We start from the raw sequence: 12,301 nt of genomic DNA, 5'->3' as shown, positions 1-12,301 counted from the left end.
GCATGCGTGTTTTGTTGATCGGCTCCGGCGGCCGCGAACATGCCCTGGCCTGGAAGATCGCGGCCTCGCCGCTACTGACGAAGCTTTACGCAGCCCCCGGCAATCCGGGCATCGGCCGCGAAGCCGAACTGGTGACGCTCGACATTGCCGATCATGCGGCGGTGGCCCGGTTCTGCACGGAGAAAAAGATCGACCTCGTCGTCGTCGGGCCGGAAGGGCCCTTGGTCGCCGGCATTGCAGACGACCTCCGCGCTGAAAACATTCGCGTCTTTGGCCCGTCCGGGGCGGCGGCGCGGCTCGAAGGCTCGAAGGGTTTCACCAAGGATCTTTGCGCGAAATACAACATTCCAACCGCCGCCTATGGCCGTTTCGGCGACCTGGCGTCGGCCAGGGCCTATGTCGAAAAGACGGGCGCGCCGATCGTCATCAAGGCCGACGGCCTCGCCGCCGGCAAGGGCGTTACCGTCGCTATGACATTGGCCGAGGCGCTGGCAGCACTCGATGCCTGTTTCGACGGGTCCTTCGGGCAGGCCGGTGCGGAGGTGGTAGTCGAGGAGTTTCTGGTAGGCGAGGAGGCGAGCTTCTTTTGCCTGTGCGACGGCGTCACCGCACTGCCATTCGGCACCGCACAGGACCACAAGCGCCTCAGTGATGGCGACGTCGGCCCGAACACCGGCGGCATGGGCGCTTATTCGCCGGCCCCGGTGATGACGCCGGAGATGATCGACCGCACCATGCGCGAGATCGTCGAGCCGACCATGCGCGGCATGGCCGAGCTTGGCGCGCCGTTTTCGGGCGTGCTGTTTGCCGGGCTGATGATATCAGACAACGGGCCGAAGCTGATCGAATACAACACCCGTTTCGGCGACCCGGAATGCCAGGTGCTGATGATGCGGCTGAAGGATGATCTCCTGGTCCTGCTCAACGCTTCCGCCGACGGCCAGCTTGCGCATACCTCAGTGCGCTGGCGCGACGAGGCGGCGCTCACCGTGGTGATGGCGGCCAAGGGTTACCCCGGCACGCCGGAAAAGGGCTCGGTCATCCGCGGCGTCGAAGAGGCCGCGGGCGATGGCGTCGAGATCTTTCATGCCGGCACCGCCATCAGTAGCGGCGCGCTGGTCGCCAATGGCGGCCGTGTGCTCGACGTCACGGCCGTCGGCGGCACGGTCGGCGAGGCGCAGAGACGAGCCTATGCGGCGCTCGACCGGATCGATTGGCCGCAAGGTTTTTGCCGTCGCGACATCGGCTGGCAGGCCGTGGCCCGCGAGCAGGCGCGCTGACCTACAACTGTTAGCGCGGGCTACGGTCTAACTCGGTCGACGCGGTGCTGACCGGATCGGTGGGCGCGACTTCAACGGCCGATGCGGAGGGCTTATCCTTTCGCAGCCACGCCACATAGTCCGCGATCCGGCGCGGAAGACGCAGCGCTGTCCCTACGGCAGGCATTTGCAAGCTGCCGCGGAACTTGGACCAGCCCGCGCTGAACGCGGCGACCAGCTCGGCGAAGCTCGGCGGCGGCGCAACGGTGGCGTAGGTAAGGGCGCCGTTGCCGGCCAGCCCGGCTTCACGCGAGAGAGGCACCGGTATCGAGGCGAGGTAATCCGGCTGCGCGTCGATCAGGCCGCCGAAGGGCCAATGCGCGCGCAATGTGGCGGCATCCATCGGTGCGACATTAACGTCGATGTCGTTGGGTGTGCCAGCCACCCGGTAGGGGCAGCGGAATCGGCCGCAATTGGCTTTTGCCGAAAACTGCCAGAGTGCGTAGCCTTGCCAGTTGCCCATCGGAAAATGCACGCCGATGTCCGGCTTGTAGCGCGCATACCAGAGCGGCAGCCGCGACAGCAGCCGGTATTTGTACTTGTTGTCGGCGATGTGCCTGGCGGTCTTGCCGTTGGTGTAGAGCACCGGAAAACGGCCAATCCGCCGATGCACATGGCGGACGAATTCCTCTGCATCCTCGAGCGACATCCATTTCGTCGGGTCGTCATCCTCGATGTCGAGGGCAAGCAGGTCATCCGGACCAGGTTTCGCGAAATTGATGAAGTTATTGGCCTGTCCGACGGGGTTGCCGGGGCGGGCGAGATGGTAAGCACCCCATTTCAGGCCGAGCGCCTTGGCCACCACCTTGCGCGTCTGGAATAGTTCCTGTGCCACCGCATGGCGCTTCCACAGCGCCTTGCAGAGCCGCGTCGCGGTCTCGTCGCCGAAACAGAAATAGGCTGGCGGCATCCCGTCGGACGCCTTGTTGATGAAGCCGACGATGCGCTTGTCGGTCGCAAGTTCAGCCCAATCAATGGAATTGTATTCGTAGGCGTCGATCACCAGCGCCCGGTCGGCAGCCTTCCACGGCGCGGAGAAATCCGAGGCTTGTGTGGGCTCCAACGCCATTGTCATCGCGGTCGCGACGACGAGGAGTCCTAGGCGGCGAAGAGGGTGCGCCGGCGGCTTCAAACAGCAGATCCTTGCTGGCCAAAGCCTGATCCTGAACCGCCATGGTTAAGGAAATCCTTTCGGCGGTCCGTGGCGAATGCCGCAATTCGGCCGGTTATGGTTTTGCTGGCCATCAACGAGGCGAGAGCGGCTGGATCTGGAACAGGTCGGGCGCCGGCGCCTGCGGCAGCGTTCCCTCAGCCTCGCGTTTGCGATGATGGGCCAGCGAGCATGTCGGCGAACACAGAACGCCGCGATCCGACCAATAGGCGGAGCCGTCCTCGATCTTGTCCCGATGGTGCCAAAAACCTGCCGCTTGATAGGGCAGGCCGCATTCGATGCAGTGATCGGCGTCAGGTCTGGCGAGCACGGGCGGTCCCAGTATTTTGATCTGTCGCCGGTCGACTTGTCCGGCTTTCTGATTTTAGCGTGAACAGCTCCAATTGCAAAATCCGCGTGACAAAATTTGACGTTTACGTAAAAAGAAGGTGGGAGGGGCGACCCAAAAGCGAATGGTTTTGTGTCAGCACGGATATTAAGTTGCCCTGCCGGACAGAGGAGGAGCGAGCGGCATGTATCGGGCACCGGTCGAGGAAATCGCCTTCACGCTGAAGCATGTGGCCGGCCTGAAGCCAGCGCTTGACGCCGGCACCTTTGGCGATCTTGGCGAAGACATCGTCGACGCCATTCTGGCGGAAGCCGGCCGCTTCGCCACAGAGGAGGTCGCGCCGCTCTACAAGATCGGCGATGAACAAGGCGCGATCCTGAACGGCGCCGCCGTTACCATGCCGCCTGGCTGGAAGGCGCTTTATCGCCGCTGGATTGACGGCGGCTGGAATGCACTGTCCGCACCGGAGGAATTCGGCGGCCAGGCGCTGCCGACCATGCTGGGCGTCGCCGCGCTCGAAATGTGGAACTCCGCCGCCATGGCCTTCGGCATCGGCCCGACGCTGACCATGGGAGCGGTCGAAGCACTCGACAAGCACGCCTCACCGGCGCTGAAGGTCAAATACCTGGAAAAACTCGTCTCCGGCGAATGGATGGGCACGATGAACCTGACTGAGCCGCAGGCGGGCTCGGATCTGAATGCATTGCGCGCCCGCGCCGAGCCGGCCGGCGACGGCACCTACCGCATCTTCGGCCAGAAGATTTTCATCACCTATGGCGAGCACGATTTCACCGACAACATCATCCATCTGGTGCTGGCGCGGCTGCCGGACGCGCCGGCCGGCACGCGTGGCCTTTCGCTGTTCCTGGTGCCGAAATTCCTTGTCGGCGACGATGGCGCGCTGGGCGCACGCAACGACGTCTTCTGCTCCGGGCTGGAGCACAAATTGGGTATCCACGCCTCGCCGACCTGCACCATGATCTATGGCGATGGTTTCGAAGGGATCACTGCTGGCGCGATCGGCTGGCTGATCGGCGAGGAAAACAAGGGCCTCGCCTGCATGTTCACCATGATGAATAATGCGCGGCTCGCCGTCGGCATGCAGGGCGTGGCGGTCGCCGAAACGGCCACGCAGAAGGCGCTCGCCTATGCCAATGACCGCCGGCAAGGCAAGGCTGCAAGCTATGGTGGCAACGGCATGGCGCCGATCGTCCATCACCCAGACGTGCAGCGCAATCTCCTGACCATGGAGGCGCTGACCCAGATTGCGCGCGCCATCAGCTATTCCTGTGCGCATGCCATTGACCACGCGCGGGTATCCGTCGGCGATGAAGCCACCCATTGGCAGGAACGTGCCAATCTCTTGACCCCGCTGGCCAAGGCCTTTTCCACCGATGTCGGTGTTGAGGTCGCCTCGCTCGGGCTGCAGGTTCATGGTGGCATGGGTTTCATCGAGGAGACGGGTGCGGCAGCACTTTATCGCGACGCGCGCATCGCGCCGATCTACGAAGGCACCAACGGCATCCAGGCGATCGACCTGGTGGCGCGCAAGCTGCCGCTTGGCGGTGGCGAGCATGTGCATGGTTACATCACCGAATTGAAAGCAGTCGCCAATCAGGTGCGGACCTCAAATCCCGGGGGTTTTGGCCGCACTGCCGATGGTCTCGACCAGGCGCTCGACGACCTCGGCCAGGCGACGCGTTTTCTGCAAGGGCTGCTTGCCGACGGGCGCTCGGACGAGGCGCTGGCCGGTGCGACGCCGTATCTGCGGCTGATTTCGCTTGCGGCGGGCGGCACCTATCTGGCACGCGGCGCGCTTGCCGACCAAAGCCGCATCGCCCTTTGCCGTTTCTTCGCCGAAAACCTGCTTGGCGAGGCGGGCGCGCTGAAGGAGCGCGTCATCGGCGGCGCCGAAAGCCTTGCCGCCGCCGGCAAGACACTGATTTCTGCCTGACAGCCACAAGCTTGCCGTTTCACAAAAGCCTGACGTTTCACAAAGGATCACCCGTGACAGATCATATCCTCGTCGAGCGCCAGGGCGCGATCCAGATCATCCGCATGAACCGTCCGGACAAGAGGAACGCCTTGACGCGCGCCATGTATGCGAAAATGTCCAAAACCCTTGCCGAGGGCGACGCCGATCCGGCGATCCGCGTCCATGTCTTTTTCGGTGTTTCAGGCGCCTTCTCGTCCGGTAACGACCTTGCCGATTTCATGGTCGTCGCCACAGGCGGCGAGGGCGGCACAGAGGTCTGGGATTTCCTGATGGCGCTGGCCAGGACGGAAAAACCCATGATCTCCGGCGTCGACGGCATCGCGGTCGGCATCGGCACCACGCTCAACCTGCATTGCGACCTGACTTTCGCCACGCCGCGCACAATGTTCCGCACGCCCTTCGTCGATCTCGGCTTGGTCCCCGAGGCGGGATCGAGCCTGCTTGCGCCGCAGATCCTGGGCCGCCAAGGCGCTTTCGCGCTGCTTGGCCTCGGCGAAGGTTTTTCGGCCGAGCGGGCGAAAGCCGCCGGGCTGATCTACGCGGTGGTCGAGGAAAACGAGCTCGAAGCCTCCGTCCTGGCAGCGGCCAGCCAAATCGCGGCCAAGCCGCCGCAAGCGCTGAAGATCGCGCGTGACCTAATGCGCGGCTCTCGTGAAGATCTTGTTGCCCGCATCGGCCAGGAAAGCTCGCATTTCCGCGAGCGGCTCAAATCCGACGAGGCCCGCGCTGCCTTGATGGCCTTCATGGCCAGGCCAGGAAGAAGGTAGGCTGAAGGCGGTGTGTTCTGATAACGCAGGCCGTGAGGTTGGGCGATTTTAGAGGGCCTGCGGTCATCGTTGGGCAGCATGCATGACGGTGAGGATTTCAACAGTGTCGCCGTGGACGCGATAGGGCACGATATACGGATTATCGACCAAAACGAGCTCTCGCGTCGCCTTGATGCGCCCGACGCGCCCCATAGCCGGTTGCTCGGCGAGATGTTCTGCCGCCGTCACGATGCGCGCAATGACTCGGGCGGCCGCCTCGGGGTTGTCCCTCTCGATGTATGCGCCGATTTCGTCAAGCCGATTCAGCGCCCGCTTGGTCCAGCGGATTGTTTTGCGGCTCATCCTTGGCGGGCGGACTTGACGTATTTTCCGACAACAGCAGCTACATCACGGTCACTGGCAAAATCGCCGCGCTCGGCTTCGGCCAACCCGGCCTCTATCTCGGCGAGTTGCCATTCCTCACGGGCTACAAAGTCCTCAATGGCCTGCGCAGCCATATAGGAACGCGAGCGGTCGAGCTTTTCGGCAAGCTGATCAAGCCTGTTTGCGGTTTCGTCCGGGACACGCACGGTAAAAGCTGTCATGCTCATAACTTTCCTTGGTTCACTATGAATATTGGTGAACCAAGGTGGTTCGTCAAGGATTGCCCAGGAGTATTCCTGGGGCATCCCCTGACCTCAGTTACTCAAACGCCCGCGTGTCCAGTTCTCCCCTTGGCTAGCTGCTTAAGGGACCATCCCATCAGGGGTAAAGCCTCGTCTTGTCCCAACTGCCCTTTGCGTTGCGGGAAAAGACGACGCGGTCGTGCAGCCGGAAAGGCCGGTCGTGCCAGAACTCGATCGTCTGCGGCACGATACGGAAGCCCGACCAGTGTTTCGGCCGTGGGATCTCGCCGATCGCGTAGCGCGCTGTGTATTCGGCAACGGCTTTTTCCAGGGCGAAGCGGCTCTCCAGCGGCCGCGATTGCTTCGACGCCCAGGCGCCGATGCGGCTGCCGCGCGGGCGCGTCGCATAATAGGCGTCCGCTTCCGCCTCGGTGACGATCTCCACCCGCCCGCGCACGCGAACCTGCCGGCGCAGCGATTTCCAGTGGAAGCACATCGCCGCCTTCATGCTGCCAAGAATCTCACGGCTCTTGGCGCTCTCAAAATTCGTGTAGAAGACAAATCCGCATTCATCGAACCCCTTGAGTAGCACCATCCGCACATTCGGCATGCCCTCGGCATCGACGGTCGCCAGCGCCACGCTGTTGGGATCGTTGATCTCACTCTTCGTCGCGTCGTCAAGCCATGCGGCAAAGAGGCGGAATGGCTCAGCAGCCTCGGTAAAGTCACCGCTTGTTAACTCAGTTTCGCTCATAGTTTTCCCAAATTCTATTGCCACCCGGGGGAGATTGCCGATTGTCGCGCAGCGCGCAACCTTTTCACAGCAGGCAATGGAGCCTTATTGCTTCGGCCAGCGCCCAGGCTACGGTGAAGGCCGCCGCGATCGTGCTGGTGGCCTTGCCGCTTGCCGGCTGCGGTGCTGGCGGCTTCAGTTTGGAGCAGGCGGAGGTCGACCGTACGATCCTGACCAGCAGCATGCCTGTCGCTGCCTCGCCGATCGATCAGGATCGCGCCTCGGACCAGGCGACGATCCGCAACGCGGTGTCTTCCGCCGATATCCAGGAACTTGGCGGGCAGGCCGTTCCCTGGGCGAATTCCGATACCGGGTCGCGCGGCTCGATCACCGAACTGGCGGAGTCCAGGGACAACGGCCAGCTTTGCCGCCACTTCACCGCGTCGCGCGAAAGCTTCGACGGCGTAGCCCTGTTCAAGGGCGAGGTGTGCCTGGCCGGCGCCGGCGCCTGGCGGATGCAGGACTTCAAAGCGCTCTGATTTTCCGCCATCATATAACCGCGCGCCTCTGGAATTTCTTCCTATGCGAGCGCATATAGGTGGCAATCGTGGACTCACTCCTTCTCCAGGGCAGGAAGCATGCGCGACCCCTATGAGGTGCTGGGCGTTGCCAAGAACGCATCGGCCAAGGACATAAAATCGGCATACCGCAAACTCGCCAAGGAGTATCATCCGGACCAGAATCCGGATCCCAAGGCGAAGGAGCGGTTTGCCGCAGCCAACCAGGCATACGAGATCGTCGGCGACGAGAAGAACCGTGCGGCTTTCGATCGCGGCGAGATTGACGCCGAGGGCAAGCCGCGCTTTCAAGGCTTCGAGGGTGCCGCCGGCGGCGCCGATCCGTTCGCCGGTTTTCGCCGGCAGCAGGGGCCGGGCGGCTCACGCTTCGAGTTTCGCTCAAGCCGTCCGAGCGGCGATCCGTTCGACGGCAGCAGCGACATCTTCAGCCAGATTTTCGGCGAGACCTTCTCTAGCGGTGCCGGCATGGGCGCCGGCCGGCAGGCGCCGTCCGGCGCCGACCTGAACGTGACGCTTGACATCACCATCGAGGAAGCGGCGACCGCGGAGAAGGTGACGGCGATGTTCCCCGACGGACGCAAGGTCGCCGTCAAGCTGCCAGCCTATGTCGAGGACGGCCAGACGATCCGGCTGAAAGGCCAGGGCGAGCAAGGGCCGGGGCAGCCGGGCGACGCGCTGGTCAAGATCCGCTTCCGGCGGCACCCGCGCTATCGTGTCGAAGGCCGCGACCTCCACGCCGACCTGCCGGTTGCGCTGGCGGATGCCGTGCTGGGTGCCAAGGTGGCGGTCGAAACGCCGACCGGCAAGCTTGCGGTCAATGTTCCCGCCTGGTCGAGCTCGGACAAGGTCCTGCGGCTGAAGGGCAGGGGCCTGCCGGAAAAAGTTGGCGGACACGGTGATCTCTACGCGCATGTGCGGCTGATGCTTCCCGAAGGGGGCGACAGCGATCTCGAAGCGCTGATGCGCAACCGGAAACGCTAGCGGATCCCCTAAATCGAAGGTCGGCGTCGCAAAAATCGGATTCGATTTTCGCTGGGGGTCAGGCGCAAGATTAGGTGTTTCAGTGCCGTTTGCGCGTCCAAAAGGACGCGCGGCGCTGTGGGACGATGCTTTTGTCCCCTGGACTGTCCGTGTTGAGCGCTTGAAGGGGCTCTGTGGCTGTGCGATAGCCACTCCACAAAGCAGAAGATCTTGCGGAGAGCGCTCACATGGCGGGTGGACAAGGCATTATGGCCGGCAAGCGCGGGCTTGTCCTTGGCGTCGCGAACAATCGGTCGATCGCCTATGGCATAGCCAAAGCTTGCGTCGACCACGGCGCCGAGATTGCGCTGACCTATCAGGGTGAGGCGTTCAAGAAGCGCGTCGAGCCGCTGGCGGCGGAACTCAACGCCCATGTCGCCGGCCATTGCGATGTGACCGATCCGGCAACGCTCGATGCGGTGTTCGACGACATCGCCAAGCATTGGGGCAAGCTCGATTTCCTCGTCCACGCCATCGCCTTTTCCGACAAGGACGAGCTGACAGGCCGCTATGTCGAGACGACGCGCGACAATTTCTTGCGCACGATGGACATTTCGGTGTTTTCCTTCACCACTATCGCCAAGCGCGCCGAGGCGCTGATGACCGATGGCGGCTCGCTGCTGACGCTGACCTATTACGGTGCCGAAAAAGTGATGCCGCACTACAACGTCATGGGTGTCGCCAAGGCGGCGCTCGAAGCCAGCGTGCGCTATCTGGCCGTCGACCTTGGCGCCAAGAAAATCCGCGTCAACGCCATCTCCGCCGGTCCAATCAAGACGCTGGCAGCCTCGGGCATTGGCGATTTTCGCTACATCTTGAAGTGGAACGAATACAATTCGCCGCTGAAGCAGACGGTGACGCAAGAGGAAGTCGGCGATTCAGCTGTCTATTTCCTGTCCAACCTTTCACGCGGCGTCACCGGCGAGATCCACCATGTCGATTCCGGCTACCATGTCGTCGGCATGAAGGCGGTCGACGCGCCTGATATTTCGACCGTCAAGGAATAACCCCTCGAACTCTCCCCGCCTCCAGCCTGCTCTCGACCGCTCTCCGGATGACCTGATGTATCCGCTCGTCTACATCGCCCGCCATGGCCAGACGGTGTGGAACGCCGAGTCCCGGCTGCAGGGACAGGCCGACACCGATCTCAACCCGCTTGGCTGCGAGCAGGCGACCCGCAACGGCCATCGGCTTGCCGAATTCGTTGATAACCCCGAGGATTTCGACTTTGTCGCCAGTCCGATGCGGCGGACGCGCCAGACCATGGAGCGCATTCGCATGGCGATGGGGCTTGATCCCCAAGCTTACCGCACCGATCCGCGCCTTGTCGAAATGAGTTTCGGCGACTGGCAGGGTTTCACCTTTCCCGAACTCGAGGCCCGGCATCTGGGCTCGGGCAGGGAGAGGCGCCTCGACAAATGGAATTTCCTGCCGCCCGGCGAGGGCGCCGAAAGCTATCAAATGCTGTTCGAGCGGGTAAAGCCGTGGTTCGACGCGCTGGTCCGCCCGACGGTCTGCGTGACCCATGGCGGCGTCGTGCGCGCCCTGTTCCGCATGGTGCTGGGAATGCCCGAGAAAGAAGCCGCAAACCTGAATGTGCCGCAGGATCGCTTGCTAAGGCTAGAAGGGCGACGCCTGGAGTGGCTCTAAGTGGCGAAAATCCAATCACTCGAAACGACCTTGTTCAGCCCTTCTCGCCGTCGCTTCACACCGGCCGGCAAAGCCGTCTGACGTGCCGACATTGAAGACACCTGCCGATCTTGACGCCGTGGCGACGATCGTCGCGGCCCGATCCGGTCGAGGGCTGCGAACAAGCTCCGGCTCTGGAGCTCCGGGCATGAGTCAGGCCGAGATCTAGCCGGAACTCTTCACCGGCCATTTCGAAATGGAGCCGGCCATCTGCCGAGCAGGCGTGGTGCACTGCCCGACGGAGTGTGTCGTAAACGAAGGCCTGAAGTTGGCTGAATGAGTTTTGACCAAGACCGTGATCCCGAACCGGCAGTTCGGACAAGATTGTAGGTCACACGACCTTTATCCCGGCTTTCGGGCAGGTCAGCCGGAAGCCTCTATTCGCTTGAATCCGGCAATTGCATGTCGGTGATGACGTTCTCGCCGTTTGTCTCGTCATAGGCGATCACGATATCCATGCCGGGTTTTAGCGCTTCAAGGTCGGTTTCGGCATTCAGCTTGTAGGATTTGCCGTCGTCGAGTGTCAGCGTTAACGTGTCCTTATCGACCTCTTTGATCAGGCCCTCGGTTTGGCCGGCGAAGGCGGCAGTGGAAATCAGCAACATGGCGGCAACGGCGCCGATCAGGATACGCATCATCGTCCTCTTATCATTGCGCCGGCACAGTGGCGGCGGGTGTTCAACAGACGGATCGAGGAAGCAGAAACCAACCGAATGTGTCAAAACTAAATCCGCCGGATCACAGTTTGACCACTGCCGAAAACGCCAATAGAACGCAGGCTAGGGCGCCGCGCGTCCTGTTGGACGCGCACAGGACGCTGTAGCACTTTGATTTTGCGCATGACCCCGAAAATCGCTCCGGTTTTCGGGGTCATGCGCTAAGCCGGCTCCGATGCCGGCAGGGCTGGTTTTCATGTCTCACAATACGTTTGGCCATCTTTTCCGCGTCACCACCTGGGGCGAAAGCCACGGTGCAGCGCTCGGCTGCGTGGTTGACGGCTGTCCGCCCGGCATCCGCTTCACGCGCGCGGAGGTTCAGGCCGAACTCGACAAGCGCCGCCCGGGTCAATCGCGTTTTGTGACGCAGCGTCGTGAACCCGACGAGGTCAAGATCCTGTCCGGCTTCATTCTGGATGAGGACGGCGAGACCATGATCACCACCGGCACGCCGGTGTCGATGCTGATCGAGAATGTCGATCAGCGCTCCAAGGACTATGGCGAGATCGCCCGTCAGTACCGGCCAGGTCATGCCGACTATACCTACGACGCTAAGTACGGCCTGCGCGATTATCGCGGTGGCGGCCGCTCTTCGGCCCGCGAGACGGCGGCGCGGGTGGCGGCCGGAGCCTTGGCCCGCAAGGTCGTGCCCGGCATGATCGTGCGCGGCGCGCTGGTGTCGATGGGGGAAAAATCGATCGATCGCGCCAACTGGAACTGGAATTTCGTTGGTGACGCCGAGAATCCATTCTTCACGCCCGATCCGGCATCGGTGGCCGTCTTCACCGCCTATCTTGACGGCATCCGCAAGTCGGGTTCGTCGGTCGGCGCGGTAATCGAGATCGTCGCCGACGGCGTTCCGGCAGGCCTGGGCGCGCCGATCTACGCCAAGCTCGACCAGGACATTGCCTCGGGCTTGATGTCGATCAATGCCGTCAAGGGTGTCGAGATCGGTAACGGCTTCGAGGCCGCCCGCATCACCGGCGAAGAAAATGCCGATGAGATGCGTATGGGCAATGACGGCAAACCGGTCTTCCTGTCCAACAATGCGGGCGGCATCCTCGGCGGCATCTCGACCGGCCAGGCGATTGTCGCCCGCTTCGCCGTCAAGCCGACCTCGTCGATCCTGACCCCGAGAAAGTCGATCGACAAGGACGGTAACGACGTTGAGATCATGACCAAGGGCCGGCACGATCCGTGCGTCGGGATCCGCGCCGTGCCGATCGGCGAGGCGATGGTTGCCTGCGCGATCGCCGATCACTATCTGCGTCATCGGGGACAAACGGGGAAGGGAGTAGGGGAGTAAGGCACTAGAGGAGTACGTTACGCAGCTCCCGCGACAGCATTTTCCTTTTCCCTACTCCCTTACTGCCCTACTC

Annotated in this window: 14 protein-coding genes; 8 read left to right on the top strand and 6 right to left on the bottom strand. The window is 62.6% G+C overall.

The annotated features are described in order from the left end of the window. Positions 1-2: 2 nt before the first annotated feature. A complete protein-coding gene (gene purD, locus AC0L25_RS12770; protein ID WP_473595806.1) occupies positions 3-1,280 on the top strand; it encodes a phosphoribosylamine--glycine ligase in 1,278 nt (425 codons plus the stop codon). A gap of 10 nt (positions 1,281-1,290) precedes the next feature. Here the strand turns inward: purD and AC0L25_RS12765 are convergent, their stop codons facing one another. Both AC0L25_RS12765 and AC0L25_RS12760 read right to left on the bottom strand, forming a co-directional pair. After that, complete coding sequence (locus tag AC0L25_RS12765; RefSeq protein WP_473595845.1) at positions 1,291-2,394, bottom strand: glycoside hydrolase family 25 protein; 1,104 nt, start codon at positions 2,392-2,394, stop codon at positions 1,291-1,293. Between the two features lie 169 nt (positions 2,395-2,563). Beyond that, entirely contained in the window at positions 2,564-2,800 is a 237-nt protein-coding gene (locus AC0L25_RS12760) for a hypothetical protein (protein ID WP_473595805.1), read from the bottom strand. A gap of 202 nt (positions 2,801-3,002) precedes the next feature. Between AC0L25_RS12760 and AC0L25_RS12755 the strand changes: the two genes are divergently transcribed. Together AC0L25_RS12755 and AC0L25_RS12750 are read left to right on the top strand one after the other, a co-directional pair. Continuing rightward, positions 3,003-4,772, top strand: coding sequence for an acyl-CoA dehydrogenase (locus AC0L25_RS12755; RefSeq protein WP_473595804.1), 1,770 nt, complete (start codon positions 3,003-3,005; stop codon positions 4,770-4,772). Between the two features lie 53 nt (positions 4,773-4,825). After that, entirely contained in the window at positions 4,826-5,581 is a 756-nt protein-coding gene (locus AC0L25_RS12750) for a crotonase/enoyl-CoA hydratase family protein (protein WP_473595803.1), read from the top strand. Between the two features lie 63 nt (positions 5,582-5,644). Here AC0L25_RS12750 and AC0L25_RS12745 read toward each other — a convergent pair whose 3' ends face one another. From AC0L25_RS12745 to pdxH, 3 genes are all read right to left on the bottom strand, one after another. Beyond that, positions 5,645-5,923, bottom strand: a complete 279-nt coding sequence (locus tag AC0L25_RS12745) for a type II toxin-antitoxin system RelE/ParE family toxin (protein ID WP_473595802.1) — start codon at positions 5,921-5,923, stop codon at positions 5,645-5,647. Beyond that, complete coding sequence (locus AC0L25_RS12740; protein ID WP_473595801.1) at positions 5,920-6,165, bottom strand: CopG family ribbon-helix-helix protein; 246 nt, start codon at positions 6,163-6,165, stop codon at positions 5,920-5,922. The genes AC0L25_RS12745 and AC0L25_RS12740 overlap by 4 nt, the downstream gene beginning before the upstream one ends. Before the next feature lie 157 nt (positions 6,166-6,322). Then, positions 6,323-6,940, bottom strand: coding sequence for a pyridoxamine 5'-phosphate oxidase (gene pdxH, locus AC0L25_RS12735; protein WP_473595800.1), 618 nt, complete (start codon positions 6,938-6,940; stop codon positions 6,323-6,325). A gap of 41 nt (positions 6,941-6,981) precedes the next feature. On the opposite strand from pdxH, the gene AC0L25_RS12730 reads away from it, so the two are divergent. The 4 genes from AC0L25_RS12730 (at position 6,982) to AC0L25_RS12715 (ending at position 10,167) form a co-directional block, all read left to right on the top strand. Then, positions 6,982-7,458 carry an RT0821/Lpp0805 family surface protein gene (locus tag AC0L25_RS12730; RefSeq protein WP_473595799.1) on the top strand — a complete coding sequence of 159 codons (477 nt, stop codon included), beginning with the start codon at positions 6,982-6,984 and terminating at the stop codon, positions 7,456-7,458. 99 nt (positions 7,459-7,557) lie between these two features. Then, the gene (locus AC0L25_RS12725) at positions 7,558-8,478 is read left to right on the top strand and encodes a DnaJ C-terminal domain-containing protein (RefSeq protein ID WP_473595798.1); all 921 of its coding nucleotides are present in this window, start codon (positions 7,558-7,560) and stop codon (positions 8,476-8,478) included. A gap of 227 nt (positions 8,479-8,705) precedes the next feature. Continuing rightward, positions 8,706-9,524 (top strand): enoyl-ACP reductase FabI, encoded by an 819-nt coding sequence (gene fabI, locus AC0L25_RS12720; RefSeq protein ID WP_352965565.1) that lies wholly within the window; start codon positions 8,706-8,708, stop codon positions 9,522-9,524. Between the two features lie 55 nt (positions 9,525-9,579). Continuing rightward, positions 9,580-10,167: a histidine phosphatase family protein gene (locus tag AC0L25_RS12715; RefSeq protein WP_473595797.1), complete on the top strand. Its 588-nt coding sequence runs from the start codon at positions 9,580-9,582 to the stop codon at positions 10,165-10,167. 416 nt (positions 10,168-10,583) lie between these two features. Here the strand turns inward: AC0L25_RS12715 and AC0L25_RS12710 are convergent, their stop codons facing one another. Next, on the bottom strand, positions 10,584-10,841 hold the full coding sequence (locus AC0L25_RS12710) for a DUF1344 domain-containing protein (protein WP_473595844.1): 258 nt from the start codon (positions 10,839-10,841) through the stop codon (positions 10,584-10,586). Between the two features lie 277 nt (positions 10,842-11,118). On the opposite strand from AC0L25_RS12710, the gene aroC reads away from it, so the two are divergent. After that, a complete protein-coding gene (gene aroC / locus AC0L25_RS12705) occupies positions 11,119-12,228 on the top strand; it encodes a chorismate synthase (protein ID WP_473595796.1) in 1,110 nt (369 codons plus the stop codon). Positions 12,229-12,301: the final 73 nt, after the last annotated feature.

The sequence above is a fragment of the Mesorhizobium sp. WSM4813 genome (assembly GCF_055811555.1).
Note: the sequence above shows the minus strand (reverse complement) of the source record. Positions and strands in the feature narration are given on the sequence as shown.

Coding starts and splice junctions, on each gene's coding strand:
- AC0L25_RS12715 (WP_473595797.1), top strand. CDS start 9,580: ATGTATCCGCTCGTCTACATCGCCCGCCATGGCCAGACGGTGTGGAAC.
- purD (WP_473595806.1), top strand. CDS start 3: ATGCGTGTTTTGTTGATCGGCTCCGGCGGCCGCGAACATGCCCTGGCC.
- AC0L25_RS12725 (WP_473595798.1), top strand. CDS start 7,558: ATGCGCGACCCCTATGAGGTGCTGGGCGTTGCCAAGAACGCATCGGCC.
- AC0L25_RS12740 (WP_473595801.1), bottom strand. CDS start 6,165: ATGACAGCTTTTACCGTGCGTGTCCCGGACGAAACCGCAAACAGGCTT.
- AC0L25_RS12710 (WP_473595844.1), bottom strand. CDS start 10,841: ATGCGTATCCTGATCGGCGCCGTTGCCGCCATGTTGCTGATTTCCACT.
- AC0L25_RS12755 (WP_473595804.1), top strand. CDS start 3,003: ATGTATCGGGCACCGGTCGAGGAAATCGCCTTCACGCTGAAGCATGTG.
- pdxH (WP_473595800.1), bottom strand. CDS start 6,940: ATGAGCGAAACTGAGTTAACAAGCGGTGACTTTACCGAGGCTGCTGAG.
- AC0L25_RS12745 (WP_473595802.1), bottom strand. CDS start 5,923: ATGAGCCGCAAAACAATCCGCTGGACCAAGCGGGCGCTGAATCGGCTT.
- AC0L25_RS12765 (WP_473595845.1), bottom strand. CDS start 2,394: ATGACAATGGCGTTGGAGCCCACACAAGCCTCGGATTTCTCCGCGCCG.
- fabI (WP_352965565.1), top strand. CDS start 8,706: ATGGCGGGTGGACAAGGCATTATGGCCGGCAAGCGCGGGCTTGTCCTT.
- aroC (WP_473595796.1), top strand. CDS start 11,119: ATGTCTCACAATACGTTTGGCCATCTTTTCCGCGTCACCACCTGGGGC.